Origin of the sequence: Denitrificimonas caeni, from assembly GCF_905120345.1 — a bacterium.
GTDB lineage: Bacteria > Pseudomonadota > Gammaproteobacteria > Pseudomonadales > Pseudomonadaceae > Denitrificimonas > Denitrificimonas caeni_A.
In genome coordinates this window covers 222,817-241,297 of the sequence record NZ_CAJHOA010000001.1, presented here as the reverse complement: position 1 = coordinate 241,297, position 18,481 = coordinate 222,817, and the positions used below count along the sequence as shown (strand labels likewise).

Here is an 18,481-nt window from a genome sequence, read left to right as displayed (position 1 = left end):
CTGCGGCTCGATTTATAGCTTTTGGAGGTGTCAATGTCACAGGCCTTATTGCATACGTTTGCCACACAGCAAGCATGTAACACAGCGCTGAGCGATCAGTTGGCATCCTGCATTACGCAGGCGTTACAGACTCAGGATAAGGCGAGTTTACTCCTGCCTGGAGGTCGTACTCCGGCAGGCTTACTCGGCTGTCTCAAGCAACTCGACCTGTCTTGGCCTGACATTTATGTCAGTCTGACCGATGAACGCTGGGTCTCTGATAACAGTGCGCACAGTAACGCTAAAATGCTGCGTGGCGCATTGCCGCGCGCTACAGTGCTAGATCCAATCCTTGCCAGTACGGCTCAAGACTCGAGTGAGGCTTGGGCACAAGCATTACAACCTCATTTACCCTTTGCCGCCACCTTATTAGGTATGGGTGGTGATGGGCATATTGCTTCGCTATTTCCAGGCATGCCCAATTTAATGACTGCTTTGCAACTGACTGAGCCGCCTTCAGCTTTAGTCGGTTTAGCGCCAGATGAACCGAAGGTACGTTTATCATTAAACTTCCCTATGCTATGTGCCACTCAGTGGCTGGGACTTTTAGTGTTTGGTGACAGAAAACGACTGATGATTGATCGTGTATTGGCCAATGATCCGACCACACAATCTTTACCGATCTATCATTTACTGTGGCATGCACCAATGCCGGTGCAGATTTACTGGGCGCCTTAGATTATCGATAGTTGTGCTACACAGCGCGCCGAAAAGGAAGGACTCATGATGTTACATCCCGTTGTTGAGCGTATTACCCAACAGATAGAGGAACGCTCGAAGCGACGTCGTTCTGCCTATCTAACGACATCTTTACAAGCCGCAGAGCAGGGCGTTAATCGTGCTCATGGTTGCTCAAATCTGGCTCATGTGATGGCTGCACAACCGGATGAGCAACGCTTGATTATGCGTCAAGGTGGCGCGGCGCACATGGCGATCATTTCCAGCTACAACGATATGTTGTCTGCCCATGCACCACTTAAAAACTATCCCGATCAGCTTAAAGAAACGCTGTACCGTTATGGTGCCAGCGCACAATTTGCTGCCGGTGTACCCGCCATGTGTGATGGTATTACCCAAGGCACACCGGGTATGCAGTTATCTTTGTTTTCGCGGGATCTTATTGCTCAAGCCGCAGCGATAGGTCTAAGCCATGGCGTATTTGATGGTGCGCTGTATTTAGGTGTCTGCGATAAGATTGTGCCGGGCTTATTAATTGGCGCGCTACATTTTGGTCATTTGCCCGCCGTGTTTGTCCCTGCAGGACCAATGAGCTCGGGCTTATCTAATCCTGAAAAAGCCGCAGTGCGCGAGCGATATGCTGCAGGTTTAGTGGGCAGTAAAGAGCTGCTTGAAGCTGAATTAGCAGCCTACCATGAACCGGGTACCTGTACTTTTTATGGTACCTCCAATAGCAATCAGATGTTGATGGAGGCCATGGGTTTGCATGTGCCCGGTACTGCTTTTGTTTCACCTGTCTCTGATTTACGCCACGCCTTGACCGATGAGGCTGCGCGTTTGTTGGTTAATAATACGCGGCAAGGCGGTCGCTTTTTACCTTTAGCGGTGCAAATTGATGCCAAAGCTTTAGTGAATGGCGCAGTCGCCTTGTTGGCCAGCGGTGGCTCCACCAATCACACCTTACATTTGCCTGCCATAGCCCGCGCAGCAGGCTATGAATTGCGTTGGGAAGATATGGCTGGCTTATCGCAGGTGGTGCCGTTGTTGGCACAGATTTACCCGAATGGTTCTGCCGATGTGAACCAGTTTCATGCTGCCGGTGGCGTCGCGTGGTTATTGCGAGAGTTACTTGAGAATGGACTGCTGCATAACGATGTATACACCGTTGCTGGACAAGGTATGGATGCCTATACGCGAGCACCCCATCTAAATAAACAGACGTTGGAGTGGCGCGAAGTACCACGCGAGAGCCTTGCCGAGGACATTCTGCGCCCCTATGCCGCGCCTTTTGTAAAACACAGCGGCCTACACTTACTCGCAGGGAATTTAGGCCGTGCGGTAGTGAAAACATCGGCAGTCAAAGAAGAGTTCTGGTCAATTAAGGCACCTGCACGGATATTTGATCGACAGGATGATGTTTTAGCAGCCTATGCTGCAGGGCAATTGACCGGCGATCTGGTGTTGGTATTACGTTTTCAAGGCCCATCCGCGAATGGCATGCCAGAGCTGCATAAGCTGATACCATTATTGGCTAATTTACAGAACAATGGACAAAGAGTTGCATTAGTGACAGATGGCCGCTTGTCGGGTGCATCCGGTAAGATCCTAGCTGTGTTGCATGTGACCCCTGAAGCCGCTAAAGGTGGCGTCTTAAGTCGTTTGCAAGAAGGTGATTTGATTGAGATTGATGCTCGTCAGGATTTACTGCATGTGCATGTAGCAGCTGAACAGTTGGCTCTACGCAGTGATGCACAGGTACCAAACGATGCCCCCTTGGGCTATGGATTGCCTTTATTTGCTGCACAACGTCGTTGGGTTGGGCCTGCAGATCAAGGTGCCAGCTTTCTTTTAGAGGACTGAATTATGCTAACCATGGAAAAAATCTTACGCTGCGCCTATCCAGTCTTACCGGTACTGGTGATTGATGATGTTGAGCGTGCGGTGGGCTTGGCGCAAGCGCTGAGTGCAGGTGGCTTAAATGTGATTGAAGTGACCTTGCGTACGCCGCAAGCATTAGAAGCATTAAAAGTTATTCGCCAAGAAGTACCCGAGTTGATTGTCGGTGCTGGTACTGTGATTAATGTTGAGCAGTTCGGTCAAGCAATTGAGGCCGGTGCACAGTTTGCCGTCAGTCCAGGTTTTACTGAGCGTTTGGCAATGGCCGCCCAAGAAACTGATTTACCTTACTTACCGGCCGTGATGACCCCTTCAGAGGTATTATCAGCTTTAGAATATGGCTACCGTTCCTTGAAGTTATTCCCTGCTAATGGTGGCGCCAGTGTGCGTATGCTCAATAGCTTTAAAGGACCCTTTACCGGAATTAGCTTCTGCCCGACTGGTGGTGTAACACGTGATAATTTATTGAGTTATTTGAGTTTGCCGAATGTGGCGTGCTGTGGTGGGACCTGGGTTGCTCCAGCAAGTCTGGTGCAGGCGCAAGCTTGGGATCAAATTACTCAACTGGCGCGTGAAGCTTGTGCAATGGCAGGGCACTTGGAATCACTCACATGAGTTGGGATTACCCCAAACCTTATGTTATAGCGCTGCGTGCTGAATCTGCTGATATTGATGAATTTGATCATGTTAATAATGCAGTCTATGTGCAGTGGATGGAGGCGTGCGCTTGGCAGCATTCCATTGAATTAGGCTTGGGCTTTGCTGAGTATCAAGCCTTAGATCGTGGCATGGCGGTATTGCGACATGAGATTGATTATCTGGCCAGTGCCTATAAAGGCGAAGCGTTACAGATGGCCACCTGGATTGCTCACTCAGACCAACGCTTACGCATGGATCGTTATTTTCAATTGGTGCGCCTCGCCGATGGTGTCACCTTGTTGCGAGCCAAAACGACTTTTGTTTGTATTGAACTGTCGACAGGACGGCCTAAGCGGATGCCAGCAGAGTTTGTTCAGGGCTATGGCGCAGTCATGTTACCTGAGCAAACTGCATGAGTTGTATGACCAGTGAAAGACCTGTTTGTGGACGATTCAGTACAGCGCTAAATATCTGCTTTGCCGAATTGAATACTGTTATTTTCGATTGGCGCTTAAACTAAGCGCCAGTTTATTTTTGGATTCTATATTGTGCAAATTGCTTTAGCGCCGATGCAAGGCTTGGTCGATCATATTTTACGTGACGTGCTGACCGAGCAGGGCGGCATTGACTGGTGCGTGACTGAGTTTGTGCGGGTCACCGACCAACTCTTGCCGACCCACATCTATCACCGGCTTGCGCCAGAACTCGAACAGGGTGCGAAGACTGCCGCGGGTACACCAATGCGGGTACAGCTGCTAGGTTCTGACCCCTATGCCTTGGCCGATAATGCAGCAAAAGCCTGCGAGCTTGGTGCGCCAGTGATTGATTTAAACTTTGGCTGCCCCGCTAAAACTGTCAATAAATCCAATGGCGGTGCGATCTTGCTGCGCGAACCAGAAGGGTTGTTTAAAATCGTGGAAGCCGTTCGCGCAGGAATGCCTGCGCATATCCCACTCACGACCAAGATGCGCTTAGGCTATGACAGTCCCGATGGCGCGATGGATTGCGCGCGCGCTTTAGCCGCTGGTGGTTCAGCACAAATCGTCGTACATGCACGTACTAAAACTGATGGCTACAAACCGCCGGCGCATTGGGAATGGGTCGCTAAAGTCCAAGATATCGTCAATATCCCCGTGTTTGCCAATGGTGATATTTGGACGCTGGAGGACTGGTATCGCTGCCGTGAAGTCAGTGGTGTCGATCATGTAATGCTGGGCCGCGGTTTAGTCTCTCGTCCTGATCTGGCCAAACAAATTGCCTCAGCACGTGATGGTATCGAGTATCAACTGAAAACTTGGCAAGAACTGCAACCAATGTTGCGTGAGTTTTGGCGTCAGGTGCGTTTGACTCTAACGCCGATCAGTGCACCGGGGCGTCTCAAGCAATGGCTGGTGATGCTGACCCGCAACTATCCAGAAGCGCAACAGCTGTTTAACCTGTTACGCCGAGTGACCGACTGCAAGGAGATTGATCGACTCTTTGGTTTTGTGGCGGGTGAGTTTAACCCTATTGAACAACTGCTGAAGCAGCCGGCTTAAGCAGTTAGTTTTCTTCCTGACTCTGTCAGTCGGTGATGCTGAGCATCTGCATAAAGGCTTGTGCAGCATTGGATAGTGTTCGTTCGGTATGCACGATATAGCCCAAGTCACGGCTGAGGCTGGCATCACTGATGGGTAAACGTACCACCGATGTATCCAGCATCGTGAGAGGTAATACACTCCACGCCAAACCAATGGAGACCATCATTTTAATGGTTTCCATATAGTTGGTGCTCATACTGATATTAGGGGTAAGACCTGCTTGATCAAACAGCTGTAAGGCAATTTTTCGAGTAAAGGTATGGGTGCCGGGAAATACCGCTGGATAGGCGCATAAATCTGCTAAGTTAATCTGCTGGCGGTGGGAAAGAGGGTGGTCAGGTGCAACAACAAAAGCTAAATCATCTTGCCAGACCTTAACGGCTTGCAGCGGCGCCTCGCAGTGCGGTGACAGGGTGATAATCGCCAGCTCACAGCGGCCGTGCAATACATCAGAATAGGCGACTTCAGAATCGAGAAAGCGAATATCCAGCATCACCTCAGGGTAACGCTTAGTAAAAGCGCGCAGCACCGGTGGCAAGCGGCGTAAACCAATATGGTGGCTGGTGGCTAGGCTAAGACGACCACTGACCGTACCACTGAGATTAGTCAGCGCACGACGGGCATCATCCAGTTCATTAACAATGCGATAGGCTCGTGGCAACAGCGCTTGTCCCGCTTCAGTTAACGAGGTCTCACGGCCCACGCGATCAAATAAGCGTACACCCAATTGCTCTTCAAGGCTGGCGAGGCGCTTACTGATCGCCGGTTGGGTAACATGCAAACGCTCACCCGCCAAAGAGAAGCTGCGTTGTTCAGCGATAGCAATAAAAGTTTGTAGGCTGGCGAGGTCCATTAGCAGTACTCAAATTATCTAAACAGGAAAGCTTTTACTATACTGCTATTCCTAAATGGAATCTAACGGATAAGAAATATCAATTTGAGTTATTTGTACAAAGTTCATAGGATAGGTTAATAAGCAGTGGGTTAACCGCACCACTGCACATAACGCTGATGAGGATGGTCTAATGGCTGGAAAAACGCTTTACGACAAACTCTGGGAGATGCACGAAGTTAAACGCCGCGATGACGGCTCTTCGTTGATTTACATCGACCGTCATATTTTACATGAAGTGACCTCGCCGCAAGCGTTTGCGGGTTTACGCTTAGCTAAACGTAAGCCATGGCGCATTGATAGCAATATCGCTACGCCAGACCATAACGTGCCGACGACAAAATCTGAGCGTGCCGGTGGGATTGACGCAATTATTGATAAGGTGTCGCGCATTCAAGTACAAACCTTGGATGATAACTGCGATGAGTACGGCATTTTGCAGTTTAAAATGAACGACGTTCGTCAAGGTATCGTGCATGTGATTGGCCCAGAACAGGGCGCAACCTTGCCTGGTATGACTGTCGTCTGTGGTGACTCACACACCTCAACCCATGGTGCTTTCGGTGCGTTAGCGCATGGTATTGGCACCTCAGAGGTTGAGCATGTGCTAGCGACTCAGTGCTTAGTCGCAAAGAAAATGAAAAACATGCAAGTGCGGGTTGAAGGACAAGTTCCAGCAGGCGTCACCGCTAAAGATATCGTGCTTGCGGTTATTGGTAAAATTGGTACTGCGGGTGGTAATGGTCACGCTGTTGAGTTTGCTGGTAGCGCGATTCGTGAGCTGTCCATGGAAGGTCGTATGACCGTCTGTAACATGTCGATCGAAGCTGGTGCCCGCGTCGGTATGGTTGCTGTTGATCAGAAAACTATTGATTATGTCGAAGGCCGTCCCTATTCACCTAAGGGTGCAGATTGGCATGCCGCAATAGAATCATGGAAAAATCTGGTTTCCGATGCTGATGCACACTTTGACACCATTGTGGAAATGCGCGCTGAAGATATTATTCCGCAAGTCAGTTGGGGTACCTCGCCTGAGATGGTTCTGCCGGTGAGCGCTAATGTGCCTGATCCAGCACAAGAAGCCGATCCAGTTAAACGTGATTCCATTACCCGTGCGTTGAAATATATGGGTTTACAAGCCAACCAAGCGATTACTGATATTAAAGTGGATCGTGTGTTTATTGGTTCGTGCACCAACTCGCGCATCGAAGACTTGCGCGCTGCTGCCGAAGTAGCAAGGGGCCGTAAAGTTGCCAGTAATGTCATTCAAGCGATGGTGGTACCAGGCTCAGGTTTGGTCAAGCTGCAAGCAGAAAAAGAAGGCTTGGATAAAATATTTATTGACGCCGGTTTTGAATGGCGTGAGCCAGGCTGCTCCATGTGCTTAGCGATGAACCCAGATAAATTGGGTAGCGGCGAGCATTGTGCATCAACTTCAAATCGTAACTTTGAAGGCCGTCAAGGTGCTGGCGGTCGTACCCATTTGGTGAGTCCGGCAATGGCAGCGGCAGCCGCAGTTAAAGGTCATTTTGTTGATGTGCGTGAATTATTAAACGAGGGAGCATAAGCATGAAAGCCTTTACTCAACATCAGGGTTTAGTTGCTCCGTTGGATCGTGCCAACGTTGATACTGACCAAATTATTCCAAAGCAGTTTTTGAAATCAATTAAGCGCACCGGCTTTGGTCCGAATTTATTTGATGAGTGGCGCTATCTTGATGAAGGCCAGCCAGACCAAGACAGCAGTCAGCGCCCAATCAATACTGAGTTCGTGCTCAATTATCCGCGTTACCAAGGGGCCAGTGTCTTATTAGCACAAGAAAACTTTGGTTGCGGCTCCAGTCGCGAGCATGCGCCTTGGGCGTTAGAAGAGTATGGTTTTCGTGCCATTATCGCACCAAGCTTTGCTGATATTTTTTACAACAACAGCTTTAAAAACGGTTTACTACCGATTGTTTTAACTGCTGCTGAAGTCAATGAACTGTTTGCCCAGGCTGAAGCAACTGAAGGCTATCAACTGACTATCGATTTAGCAGCACAGACAGTCACGCGCCCAGACGGCGTGCAGTACTCATTTGAAGTGGATGCTTTCCGTAAGCACTGCTTGCTCAATGGTCTGGATGATATCGGTTTAACTTTGCAAGATGCCGAACAGATCCGCGAGTTTGAAGTGGGCTATAAAAATGCTAATCCATGGTTGTTTGGCGCCCTTTAATTTAATTAAGTGTGCTGCGAGTCTACATACCCGCAGCCCAGAGTATTGATAATGTCTAAGAAAATTCTAGTATTACCCGGTGATGGTATTGGTCCAGAAATTACTCATGAAGCAATTAAAGTATTAAAACTCGCCAACGAAAAATTCAACTTAGCTTTTGAGTTGGTTGACGGAGAGCTGGGCGGTGCAGCAATTGATAAGCACGGTGTACCTTTAGCGGATTCGACCTTAGCTCTTGCGCGTGAAGTTGATGCGATCTTACTGGGTGCAGTCGGTGGTCCTAAATGGGATACTTTGGATCGAGCCATCCGTCCTGAGCGTGGTTTATTGAAGCTTCGTTCTGAGTTGAGCTTGTTTGGTAACTTGCGCCCAGCTATTTTGTACCCACAATTAGCAGAAGCTTCAACGCTTAAGCCTGAAGTGGTTTCCGGTCTGGATATCCTGATTGTCCGCGAGTTAACCGGTGGTATTTACTTTGGTTCACCGCGCGAGACAGTAACCTTAGAAAATGGCGAACGCATGGCGTATGACACGCTGCCGTACAAAGAAAGTGAAATCCGTCGTATTGCTAAAGTCGGTTTTGATATGGCACGTTTGCGCAATAAGAAGCTGTGCTCAGTGGATAAGGCCAACGTACTGGAGTCCAGTCGTCTATGGCGTGAAGTGGTGATTGAAGTTGCTAAAGATTACCCAGATGTTGAGCTGAGCCATCTGTATGTGGATAACGCTTCGATGCAATTGGTGCGTGCACCTAAACAGTTTGATGTGATTGTCACTGAAAATATGTTTGGTGATATTCTATCGGATCAAGCTTCAATGTTGACCGGCTCAATTGGTATGCTGCCATCCGCGTCTTTGGACTCCGATAACAAAGGTATGTATGAGCCATGTCATGGTTCTGCACCGGATATTGCGGGGCAAGGCATTGCTAATCCACTGGCTACAATTTTGTCAGTTTCGATGATGCTGCGTTACAGCTTTAACCAACTGGCTGCGGCTGATGCGATTGAGCAAGCCGTCAGTGATGTGCTGGATCAAGGCTTGCGTACTGGCGATATCTTCTCGCCCGGTATGCGTAAAGTGGGCACTGCAGAAATGGGTGATGCGGTAGTCGCAGCCCTTGCAAAGCTGTAAGCTCATTCAATTAAATAGATCCGCTCATGCAGTCTAGGCTGTTGTGGCGGGTCGTTAATTAACAATAGGTGTAGTCGTGATGAAACGTGTAGGTCTAATTGGTTGGCGTGGCATGGTGGGCTCAGTGCTGATGCAACGGATGCTTGAAGAACGGGATTTCGATTTAATTGAGCCCGTGTTCTTTACCACCTCCAACGTGGGTGGACAAGCGCCTGCAATTGGTAAAGATACACCAGCGTTAAAAGATGCTTATGATATTAATGAGCTAAAAACACTGGATGTGATCTTGACCTGTCAAGGTGGCGACTACACCAATGAGGTTTTCCCTAAGCTGCGTGAAGCAGGTTGGCAAGGCTACTGGATTGACGCAGCGTCTGCATTGCGCATGAAAGACCATTCAGTGATTGTGTTAGATCCAGTCAACCGCAAGGTGATTGATCAGTCCGTTGAAGCGGGTATTAAAGACTTTGTCGGCGGTAACTGCACCGTTAGCTTGATGTTGATGGGTTTAGGTGGTTTGTTTGAAGCCGGTGTTGTCGAGTGGATGAGCGTCATGACCTATCAAGCGGCCAGCGGTGCTGGTGCGCAGAATATGCGTGAACTGATTCGTCAAATGGGCGGTATCCATGGCTCGGTTGCGGCTGAGTTACAAGATCCAGCCAGCGCGATTTTAGATATCGATCGCAAAGTTGCCGAATTTCAACGCAGTGATGAGTGCCCAATCGATAACTTCGGAGTGCCATTGGCCGGCAGTTTAATCCCTTGGATTGATAGTGCTTTACCGAATGGTCAAAGCCGTGAAGAGTGGAAAGCACAAGCAGAAACCAATAAGATTTTAGGTCACTTTAAGAATCCTATTCCTGTGGATGGCCTCTGTGTGCGTGTCGGTGCAATGCGCTGCCACAGCCAAGCTTTAACCATTAAATTGAATAAAGATGTGCCATTAGCAGATATTGAAGGCTTAATCAGCCAGCACAATCCTTGGGTGCGCTTAGTCCCTAATGAGCGCGATATCACCATGAAAGAGCTGACGCCAACCGCAGTGACTGGCACTTTAAATATACCAGTAGGTCGTTTGCGTAAACTCAATATGGGTTCCCATTATTTGGGTGCTTTTACTGTCGGTGACCAGTTGTTATGGGGCGCAGCAGAACCCTTGCGCAGAATGTTGCGTATCTTGTTAGAGCGCTAAATCAATCACAGGTAGCCAGATCTGAAACATTCATTTCTAGCTGCCTGCTGACTGAAATAGACGCTAAATTATCACAAATGCACAAGGTGACTGATAATACGATCAAAACGAGCTTGAAGTGGCTTGAGTAAGTCGATTGAATGTTGATAAAACTCTATTGCTAAAAGATACTTAGCGCCTAGACTGAATTAAAATTCTAGTTGTAACAGTGGATCAGGTTGAATGCCGCTGGCGTGGGCTGTGTAACTTGACGATTGAGACTATTGCATTCAAAGCCCGCCGGGGTATCCGGAACGAAAATAAGGGATAACTCTATATGCTTCAAGTTCGCAAATTGGTGTTAGCAGTTGCCGCTGCCACAGCGTTTTCATCTGGTTTTGCCAATGCTTTAGGCTTAGGTGAGTTGGCAGTTAAGTCATCGTTAAATCAGCCGCTTAACGCTGAAATATCTTTATTAGAAGTCCGCGATTTAACCTCTGTTGAAATTAAAACGCACTTGGCGTCGCCTGAAGCCTTCAGCAAAGCGGGTGTTGATCGGCAGTTTTTCCTGACCGGCTTAAAATTCACGCCAGTGATTGCCGCCAATGGCAAAAGCATTATTCGGGTGACTAGCAGTAAGCCTGTTAATGAGCCTTATCTGAGCTTTTTAGTTGAAGTTGTTTGGCCAAGTGGCCGCCTCTTACGTGAGTACACATTACTGCTTGACCCGCCTTTATATAAACCTAAGTCCGTTATTTATACTACGCAGCCTGCTGTTGTAGCGGCACCCAGTGCGGTGCGCCCTACATCAAGTCAGGTGAGTCAGCAGGCTAATGCGCAGCCGACAACCGCTCAAAGTACAGCGCAGGCGAGTAGTGCGCGCTCAAATACCGCATACCGCGTACGCAAAGATGATAATTTATGGTACATCGCCAAGCGTGTGAGCGATAAAGCTTCTGTTCAGCAAGCGATGTTAGCGATCCAAGATCTTAATCCTAATGCCTTTTCTGGCGCTAATATTAATCGTATGAAAAGTGGGCAAGTCTTGCAATTGCCGACTGCTGCAGAGATCAATCGTCGTAGTCGCGCCGAGGCTTTGGCACAAGTGGCTCAGCAAAATGTGGAGTGGCAAGCCGCGCGCGCAGCACCCAAACTTACTGAGCGTCAGTTGGATGCAACATCGCGCAGCGAAGTCGATAGAACGCCTGCCCGAGTGGAACAAGCTGATAATTTAAGACTGGTCGCTGATATGCCCGGACAAGCAGAGCAAGCGGCTGATCAAGGGCCAGCAACTGACCTTAAAACCTTACAAGATCAACTGGCATCCAGTCAGGCCCGTCTAGACTCCACCGTGCTTGAATATCAAGATCTTAAAGGACGTGTTGAAGACCTCAATAGTCAGCTCGATAAGTTACAGCACCTGATTGAATTAAAAGACAATCTGCTGGCCCAACTGCAAAACACTCCGGACCTACCTGAGCCCCTCGAGAATAGTGATCCAGCAGCAGATACACAATTGCTGGATAGCGACCTAGAGCAAACAACTCCGCTCGTCGCTGAGACTGATGCTGAATTAATGCCGCAACTCGAAGAGCCTAACTTGCAGCCTGCAGCTCAAACAGAAGCCGCTCTAGACTCTGTAGAACCGAGTCAAGTTCAAGCGCAAGATGAAAGTCTCATTGATGAGAGCATGCTGAGTAACCCTATGTTGTTAGCGGCTGCGGGTGGTGGGGCTATTTTAGCGTTGCTGTTATTATTAATGGCGGTTTCGCGGAGCAATGCACGTAAAGAAGCAGCTCTCGATAACGAGTCGTTTAACGATACTTTGCCGCCAGATTTCAGTGGGGCTATCGCACTAACACCTGTAGAAACTGACTTTTTAACCGAATCTGATTTTTCATCAGTAGAAAAAGATAGCGCCTTTGATAAAGACTTTTCCTTTGATCAGCCGGTTGCCAGCCCTCAGTTCAAACAAGAAGTATCTGATCCCATTGCTGAAGCCAATAGCTACATTAGCTTTGCACGCTTCACGCAAGCGGCGGAAGTGTTAAATAACGCCATTGCTCAAGAGCCGCAACGTACTGATCTACGTTTTAAGCTGCTAGATGTCTTAGCAGCACTTGAGGATCAGGCAGAGTTCGCAAGCCAAGCGCATGCAATCACCGAAATCGGTGGCGCTGATACAGAGCTTGATCAGGTTAAAGCTCGTTATCCGCAGATGGTTCTTGCTGAAAAGAGTGTTACTGCCTCTGTAGACGACGACTTCGCAGATTTAAATTTAGATGATTTAGCCTTGGATATCCCAGCCGATTTGAGTACGACCGCTGAGGCCGAGCTGGATGCCGATCTAGATAATTTGTCAGCTTTAATGACTGAATCAGAATCAGCAGACTTAGCCTTAACTGAAGCAGGTCTTGATGACAAAACTGTTGTCGACGAGTTTGATTTTGATCTTGATTTGCCTGAGCTTGTCGTACCTGCGGTAAAAACTACAGAGCAGTCACTGGATAGTTTGACTGAAATTGAAGACAGTGAACTCAATCTTGATATTGATACGCTTGACTTCAATCTAGAGCGTTCTGAGTACGCTGAAAAAGCCGACAATGATGATGCCTTGTCTCTGGATGATCTGTCGCTTTATTTACCAGAAACGTCAGCAGTAGAAACCTCTGAATCGCCAGAATTTGAATTGCCTGATGATTTTGACTTTGTTGATCCAGCGATTGAGCAGCCGCTCGAAACTGATTTTACTACGCAGTTAGACACAGCGAGTGCAGAGCTCGAGGCATTTAACGCCAGTCTTGATAACGCTGAGTCTGATACGGCTTTGCATGAACAAACGGTTGATACTCTACAGGCAGCTATAACTGCTGAAACCGATTTGGGTGAGCTAGAAGAGCTAGGTCGCATAGATGATGATTTCGGTTTTTTATCTGGTGCTGATGAAGCAGCCTCTAAGCTCGATTTAGCGCGCGCTTACGTTGAAATGGGTGATGCACAAGGTGCGCGTGAAATTCTTGATGAAGTCCTTATTCAAGGTACTGCCGCACAACAAAATGAAGCGCGTGAATTAATCAGTCAGTTAGGATAGTTGATGTCAAGTAAAATACGCCCTGCGGCAGCCCAAGTGGCTGCCGCAGGTGATTTTAGAATAGCCTTAGGTGTTGAATACAAAGGCTCTAATTACCACGGTTTTCAACTGCAAGCAGCCGGCACTCCGAGTGTACAAGGTCACTTAGAAGAGGCCTTGCAACATATCAATGCCGATCTACCGGTGCGCTTAAGCTGTGCCGGTCGGACCGATGCCATGGTGCATGCCTGCGGTCAAGTGGTGCACTTTGATACGTCTGTCGAGCGCCCGATGCGTTCTTGGGTGATGGGCGCCAATCGCTATTTACCCAAAGATATCAGTGTGGCCTGGGCACAACCTATGTCGCAGGATTTTCACTCACGCTTTAGTGCTGTCGCACGGCGTTATCGTTATGTTATTTATAGCGATGAAGTACGCCCCGCACACTTAGCGCAAGAGGTGACTTGGACGCACCAGTCATTGGATATTGAAAAAATGCGTGCTGCCGCACTTTGCTTGGTGGGTACTCATGACTTTAATGCTTTGCGTGCAGCTGGCTGCCAAGCGCATTCGCCAGTGCGTACTATTCATCATTTGCAGATACTAGAGTTTGGTAAACTGATTGTTATTGATGTGCGAGCCAATGCTTTTTTACACCATATGGTTCGTAATATTGCCGGCGTGTTAATGATGATCGGTGCGGGTGAACGGCCGGTTGAATGGGCGCAAGAGGTGTTGGACAGTTGCGATCGTAAGTCTGCCGGTGTGACTGCGGCGCCGTATGGTTTGTATATGGTGCAAGTTGAATACCCTGAGCAGTTTCAATTGCCCAAACGCTACCTTGGTCCACATTTCCTATCGGGCTTACCTGATATCTTTGTGCAGAGCTAAAGAGAATCATCATGCGAGTACGAACTAAAATTTGCGGTATTACCCGTGTCGAAGACGCCTTAATTGCTGCACAAGCAGGCGTGGATGCGATTGGCTTAGTGTTTTACGCAAAAAGCCCACGAGCGGTCAGCGTTGAGCAAGCGCAGAAAATCATTGCCGCATTACCACCTTTTGTCAGCACTGTAGGACTGTTTGTCAATGCCTCGCGGGCTGAAGTGAATGCTGTTCTGAGCCAGGTACCATTGGACGTGTTGCAGTTTCACGGCGATGAAACGCCGGCCGAGTGTGAAGGCTTTGCTCGTCCTTATTTTCGCGCACTGCGTATGCAGCCTGGCGTTGATATTGCTCATTTGGCTGAGCAATATAGCTCTGCGCAAGGGATTTTACTGGATGCTTGGGTGCCAGGCGTGCATGGTGGTACCGGCGAACGCTTTGATTGGGCACGTATTCCTAGCGTCTTAGCCAAACCGCTAATCCTCGCCGGCGGTTTAAACGCGGATAATATTGGCCAAGCAATCGAACAAGTTCAGCCTTGGGCTGTGGATGTCAGTGGCGGTGTCGAAGCCAGCCATGGGATTAAAGACGCAGATAAAGTGCGTAAATTCTTATATGCTGTGCAGATGAAAAATGCTCAGCGATGTGACGGCGCTCAGTAACGAGCCGTCAGTAACTTAATTATTAACCCTACATAAAAGGCACAGTGCACCGTCACTTGCCGCAGGCGGAGTAGACAACTGATGAACAACTGGTTAGTCGATAAACTAATTCCCTCAATCATGCGCTCTGAGGTTAAAAAAAGTTCAGTACCAGAAGGCTTGTGGCATAAATGCCCATCCTGTGAAGCGGTTTTATACAAGCCAGAATTAGAAAAAACCTTAGATGTATGCCCGAAGTGTGATCACCATATGCGCATTAATGCGCGCACTCGTTTAGATATTTTTCTAGATGAAGAGGGCCGTGAAGAAATTGCTGCTGAACTTGAGCCGGTTGATCGGATTAAATTTCGCGATAGTAAAAAATACAAAGACCGTCTGACGGCGGCACAAAAGCAAACCGGTGAAAAAGATGCGCTGGTTGCTATGAGCGGTACCTTGGAAGGTATGCCAGTCGTTGCCGTCGCCTTTGAATTTGCTTTTATGGGCGGTTCAATGGGTGCCGTGGTTGGTGAGCGCTTCGTGCGTGCTGCCAATGTTGCACTTGAGCAACGCTGCCCACTGATTTGCTTCTCTGCTTCAGGCGGCGCTCGCATGCAAGAAGCCTTGATTTCATTGATGCAAATGGCAAAGACCTCAGCCGTGATTGCGCGTTTACGCGAAGAGGGCATTCCATTTGTCTCTGCATTAACCGACCCAGTATATGGTGGTGTCTCGGCCAGTTTGGCAATGCTAGGCGATATTATTGTTGCTGAGCCTAAAGCACTGATTGGCTTTGCTGGTCCACGCGTGATTGAGCAAACAGTGCGTGAAAAGCTTCCTGAAGGTTTCCAGCGCAGTGAGTTTTTATTAGATCACGGTGCTATTGATATGATTATCCCGCGCCTAGAATTACGTCCGCGCGTGGCTAGCGTACTGCGTCAGTTTATGAATGTACCTTCTGTACCTGCACCTGTCGCAATGGTGGATGTAGAGAGCCTCGCAGTAGAAGCACAGGTATAAACCATGATCGTGCGCAATCTTGAGCAGTGGCTGAGTTATTTAGAGCAGTTGCACCCCAATGAGATTGATATGGGTTTGGCGCGCGTGCAGGATGCTGCGCAGCGTTTAGGATTGCCGCGTATTGCCGATAAAATCATTACCGTAACAGGTACCAATGGCAAAGGTTCAACCTGCGCTTTTTTGGCCAGTCTCGTGGCACAACAAGGATTAACGGTTGGTGTCTACAGTTCACCACACTTGTTGCGCTATAACGAGCGAGTCCGTATTAATGGTCAAGAGGTCAGCGATCAGCAGCTTTGTGAGGCCTTTACTGCGGTTGAGCAGGCGCGTGGCGACACGAGTCTAACTTATTTCGAAATGGGCACTTTGGCAGCGTTTTGGCTATTTGCCCAGAGTTCGCTAGATGTGGTGGTACTTGAAGTCGGTTTAGGTGGACGCCTTGATGCGGTCAATATTGTTGATGCAGATGTTGCGGCAGTGACTAATATTGGTCTTGACCATAATGACTGGTTGGGTGATACGCGAGATTCAGTGGCATATGAGAAATCAGGGATTTTCCGTAGCGGACATCCAGCCGTTTGTGGTGATTTAGATCCGCCAGAACAATTGCTCACCCAAGCTGCTCGGCTAAATACACCGTTGCTACTGCGTGGACGTGACTTTGATTTAGCCGTTACTGAGCACTGTTGGCACTGGCGTGGTCTCGACCTGCAAGGCCAAGCATTGCAGTTACAAGACATTCCATTACTTGGCTTACCATTAGAGAATGCAGCACTGGCATTACAAATTTATGCCTTACTCGGATTGGATTGGCAGCCCGATCTGTTATTACAAGCATTAAGCAATACGCGTATGCCAGGCCGCTTACAAAAAGTGAGCGTCATCTGGCAAGATCGTTCGTTAAACGTGCTGTTGGATGTTGCTCACAACCCGCATGCGGCAAGTTATTTAGCTGAGCGACTTAATTCGCAGCCGCTAATAGGGCAGCGTTTAGCTGTATTTGGCATGCTCGATGATAAAGATTTAGATGGTGTACTGAGCGCGATGCAATCACAAATATGTGATTGGGCCGTAGCTTCTTTACCCAGTCCGCGCAGTTGTAAAGTTGAGCGCTTGCAACAGGCATTGCAACAACGAAATGCGTCGGTGACGTCTTATGCCAGCATTGCTCAAGCCATTGAGGCGCAGTGTTCAAACGCCACAGAAAATGATCAAATAATTATTTTTGGTTCATTTTTTACCGTGGCTGAAGCACTAAAATGGTGTGCTGCACAGGCCTAAAACTATAGGCTTTAGCGCTGTGCGCAACTATTGTTCAAACACAGCGTCTATGCTGTAGGGTGCTTTTAAGCTCAATTTGATATCAAAGGGATAGGACGGGGTATTTATGGCGGCGACAGAAAATAAGCTTAAACAACGTATTGTGGGCGCATTAGTACTGATTGCTTTGGCGGTGATTTTTTTGCCTATGCTATTTAAGCAAGAAGATTCAGTCAATGAAGTCGTTGTGCAAGCTCCGCCCATGCCGGAGGCCCCTGCAGCTCCGCAGTTTCCTATCGAAGACGTGGCAGTACCTGAGCCGCTCGCTGATGATATTGACGACGTCTGGGATGAAGTGCTGGTAGCAGAGCCGCCGGCTCAAACCGTCAGCGCAGCAGATTTGCCTATTGCCGCCGCGGTGCCTGCACCACAACCGATTAAGCCTACCCTTACCCAAGAGCAACCTGGCAACGTTATTGCACCACAGACTGAGCCGAAGCCTGTTGCGCCAGGGATCGACAAAAATAATTTACCGGTATCGTGGTCTGTACAGTTGGCGAGTCTAACCAACAAAGTCAATGCTGAAGGTTTACGCGATACCTATCGTAAAAAACAATACAATGCTTATGTGCGTAGTACCGATGGCATCCATCGTGTATTAATTGGGCCTCTGGTCAAGCAAACAGATGCACAGGCGATGTGCAAACGTTTAAAAGATCGAGAAGGCCAAGCATGTTTTGTTGTGCGCTATCAGCCTTAAGCGCACAATGATGCTGAAAACACCAAGTAGCGCTTATCAGCACCGAACAGCTCTGCTAAAATACTCGTTTTACAGAGCAGGCTACTAATCAGTGACTTTCAATTGGGTCGATGTCCTTATTCTTGGCATCGTATTGATTTCATCCTTAATCAGTTTAAACCGTGGCTTTATTAAAGAAGCGCTGTCGTTGGTGATTTGGGTTTTTGCTGGTGTTGTGACTTGGATGTTCGGTGGCAGCTTAGCGCATTACTTAGAGCCGTATATTGATATGCCTTCGGTTCGCACCATTGCAGCCTGTGCGCTGCTCTTTGTGGTGACATTGATGGTTGGCGGTCTAGTAAATTTTTTATTAGCACAATTAATACGGGCCACAGGCTTAACAGGCACAGACCGTTTACTGGGTATGGTGTTTGGTGCAGCTCGCGGATTGTTTTTAGTGGTGGTATTGATTGGTCTATTGAGTCTGGCACCGGTTGAACAAGATACTTGGTGGCAGCAGTCAACTTTAATTCCGCATTTTCTACTGATTGCTGACTGGTCAAAAGATCTGATCTTAGGTTTATCCAGTAAGTGGATCACGACAGCTCAAAATGCTTAGCATT

17 protein-coding genes are annotated in these 18,481 nt (G+C 48.4%); 16 read left to right on the top strand and 1 reads right to left on the bottom strand.

Annotated features, from left to right (window positions below; all coding sequences use genetic code 11):
* Nucleotides 1–33: 33 nt before the first annotated feature.
* The 5 genes from JYJ62_RS01065 (at nt 34) to JYJ62_RS01045 (ending at nt 4,790) form a co-directional block, all read left to right on the top strand.
* Nucleotides 34–717, top strand: a complete 684-nt coding sequence (locus JYJ62_RS01065; RefSeq protein ID WP_205340328.1) for a 6-phosphogluconolactonase — start codon at nt 34–36, stop codon at nt 715–717.
* Nucleotides 718–765: 48 nt separating this feature from the next.
* Nucleotides 766–2,577 carry a phosphogluconate dehydratase gene (gene edd / locus JYJ62_RS01060; protein WP_205340814.1) on the top strand — a complete coding sequence of 604 codons (1,812 nt, stop codon included), beginning with the start codon at nt 766–768 and terminating at the stop codon, nt 2,575–2,577.
* A 3-nt stretch (nt 2,578–2,580) separates the two neighbouring features.
* Nucleotides 2,581–3,228: a bifunctional 4-hydroxy-2-oxoglutarate aldolase/2-dehydro-3-deoxy-phosphogluconate aldolase gene (locus JYJ62_RS01055; RefSeq protein WP_420042809.1), complete on the top strand. Its 648-nt coding sequence runs from the start codon at nt 2,581–2,583 to the stop codon at nt 3,226–3,228.
* On the top strand, nt 3,225–3,668 hold the full coding sequence (locus tag JYJ62_RS01050; protein ID WP_205340327.1) for an acyl-CoA thioesterase: 444 nt from the start codon (nt 3,225–3,227) through the stop codon (nt 3,666–3,668). The genes JYJ62_RS01055 and JYJ62_RS01050 overlap by 4 nt, the downstream gene beginning before the upstream one ends.
* 132 nt (nt 3,669–3,800) lie before the next feature.
* Entirely contained in the window at nt 3,801–4,790 is a 990-nt protein-coding gene (locus JYJ62_RS01045) for a tRNA dihydrouridine synthase (RefSeq protein ID WP_205340326.1), read from the top strand.
* Between the two features lie 25 nt (nt 4,791–4,815).
* Here JYJ62_RS01045 and JYJ62_RS01040 read toward each other — a convergent pair whose 3' ends face one another.
* Nucleotides 4,816–5,685 carry a LysR family transcriptional regulator gene (locus JYJ62_RS01040; protein WP_205340325.1) on the bottom strand — a complete coding sequence of 290 codons (870 nt, stop codon included), beginning with the start codon at nt 5,683–5,685 and terminating at the stop codon, nt 4,816–4,818.
* 172 nt (nt 5,686–5,857) lie between these two features.
* Between JYJ62_RS01040 and leuC the strand changes: the two genes are divergently transcribed.
* The 11 genes from leuC to JYJ62_RS00985 all read left to right on the top strand — a co-directional run bounded on the left by leuC (nt 5,858) and on the right by JYJ62_RS00985 (nt 18,477).
* Entirely contained in the window at nt 5,858–7,291 is a 1,434-nt protein-coding gene (gene leuC / locus JYJ62_RS01035; protein ID WP_205340324.1) for a 3-isopropylmalate dehydratase large subunit, read from the top strand.
* Between the two features lie 2 nt (nt 7,292–7,293).
* Nucleotides 7,294–7,938: a 3-isopropylmalate dehydratase small subunit gene (gene leuD / locus JYJ62_RS01030; RefSeq protein ID WP_205340323.1), complete on the top strand. Its 645-nt coding sequence runs from the start codon at nt 7,294–7,296 to the stop codon at nt 7,936–7,938.
* Nucleotides 7,939–7,989: 51 nt separating this feature from the next.
* Nucleotides 7,990–9,072, top strand: coding sequence for a 3-isopropylmalate dehydrogenase (gene leuB, locus JYJ62_RS01025; protein ID WP_205340322.1), 1,083 nt, complete (start codon nt 7,990–7,992; stop codon nt 9,070–9,072).
* 79 nt (nt 9,073–9,151) lie between these two features.
* Nucleotides 9,152–10,264, top strand: a complete 1,113-nt coding sequence (gene asd, locus JYJ62_RS01020; RefSeq protein WP_205340812.1) for an aspartate-semialdehyde dehydrogenase — start codon at nt 9,152–9,154, stop codon at nt 10,262–10,264.
* Between the two features lie 316 nt (nt 10,265–10,580).
* Nucleotides 10,581–13,334: a FimV/HubP family polar landmark protein gene (locus JYJ62_RS01015; RefSeq protein WP_205340321.1), complete on the top strand. Its 2,754-nt coding sequence runs from the start codon at nt 10,581–10,583 to the stop codon at nt 13,332–13,334.
* Nucleotides 13,335–13,337: 3 nt separating this feature from the next.
* Complete coding sequence (truA, locus tag JYJ62_RS01010) at nt 13,338–14,204, top strand: tRNA pseudouridine(38-40) synthase TruA (protein ID WP_205340320.1); 867 nt, start codon at nt 13,338–13,340, stop codon at nt 14,202–14,204.
* 11 nt (nt 14,205–14,215) lie between these two features.
* Nucleotides 14,216–14,860, top strand: a complete 645-nt coding sequence (locus JYJ62_RS01005) for a phosphoribosylanthranilate isomerase (protein WP_420042808.1) — start codon at nt 14,216–14,218, stop codon at nt 14,858–14,860.
* Nucleotides 14,861–14,941: 81 nt separating this feature from the next.
* Complete coding sequence (gene accD, locus JYJ62_RS01000; RefSeq protein WP_205340319.1) at nt 14,942–15,859, top strand: acetyl-CoA carboxylase, carboxyltransferase subunit beta; 918 nt, start codon at nt 14,942–14,944, stop codon at nt 15,857–15,859.
* Between the two features lie 3 nt (nt 15,860–15,862).
* Entirely contained in the window at nt 15,863–17,140 is a 1,278-nt protein-coding gene (gene folC, locus JYJ62_RS00995) for a bifunctional tetrahydrofolate synthase/dihydrofolate synthase (RefSeq protein WP_205340318.1), read from the top strand.
* 106 nt (nt 17,141–17,246) lie between these two features.
* Nucleotides 17,247–17,879, top strand: coding sequence for an SPOR domain-containing protein (locus JYJ62_RS00990; RefSeq protein WP_205340317.1), 633 nt, complete (start codon nt 17,247–17,249; stop codon nt 17,877–17,879).
* Nucleotides 17,880–17,970: 91 nt separating this feature from the next.
* Nucleotides 17,971–18,477, top strand: coding sequence for a CvpA family protein (locus JYJ62_RS00985; RefSeq protein ID WP_205340316.1), 507 nt, complete (start codon nt 17,971–17,973; stop codon nt 18,475–18,477).
* Nucleotides 18,478–18,481 lie beyond the last annotated feature (4 nt).

Coding starts and splice junctions, on each gene's coding strand:
- truA (WP_205340320.1), top strand. CDS start 13,338: ATGTCAAGTAAAATACGCCCTGCGGCAGCCCAAGTGGCTGCCGCAGGT.
- JYJ62_RS00990 (WP_205340317.1), top strand. CDS start 17,247: ATGGCGGCGACAGAAAATAAGCTTAAACAACGTATTGTGGGCGCATTA.
- folC (WP_205340318.1), top strand. CDS start 15,863: ATGATCGTGCGCAATCTTGAGCAGTGGCTGAGTTATTTAGAGCAGTTG.
- JYJ62_RS01015 (WP_205340321.1), top strand. CDS start 10,581: ATGCTTCAAGTTCGCAAATTGGTGTTAGCAGTTGCCGCTGCCACAGCG.
- asd (WP_205340812.1), top strand. CDS start 9,152: ATGAAACGTGTAGGTCTAATTGGTTGGCGTGGCATGGTGGGCTCAGTG.
- JYJ62_RS01065 (WP_205340328.1), top strand. CDS start 34: ATGTCACAGGCCTTATTGCATACGTTTGCCACACAGCAAGCATGTAAC.
- JYJ62_RS01040 (WP_205340325.1), bottom strand. CDS start 5,685: ATGGACCTCGCCAGCCTACAAACTTTTATTGCTATCGCTGAACAACGC.
- leuB (WP_205340322.1), top strand. CDS start 7,990: ATGTCTAAGAAAATTCTAGTATTACCCGGTGATGGTATTGGTCCAGAA.
- JYJ62_RS01055 (WP_420042809.1), top strand. CDS start 2,581: ATGCTAACCATGGAAAAAATCTTACGCTGCGCCTATCCAGTCTTACCG.
- JYJ62_RS01005 (WP_420042808.1), top strand. CDS start 14,216: ATGCGAGTACGAACTAAAATTTGCGGTATTACCCGTGTCGAAGACGCC.
- accD (WP_205340319.1), top strand. CDS start 14,942: ATGAACAACTGGTTAGTCGATAAACTAATTCCCTCAATCATGCGCTCT.
- JYJ62_RS01050 (WP_205340327.1), top strand. CDS start 3,225: ATGAGTTGGGATTACCCCAAACCTTATGTTATAGCGCTGCGTGCTGAA.
- leuC (WP_205340324.1), top strand. CDS start 5,858: ATGGCTGGAAAAACGCTTTACGACAAACTCTGGGAGATGCACGAAGTT.
- edd (WP_205340814.1), top strand. CDS start 766: ATGTTACATCCCGTTGTTGAGCGTATTACCCAACAGATAGAGGAACGC.
- leuD (WP_205340323.1), top strand. CDS start 7,294: ATGAAAGCCTTTACTCAACATCAGGGTTTAGTTGCTCCGTTGGATCGT.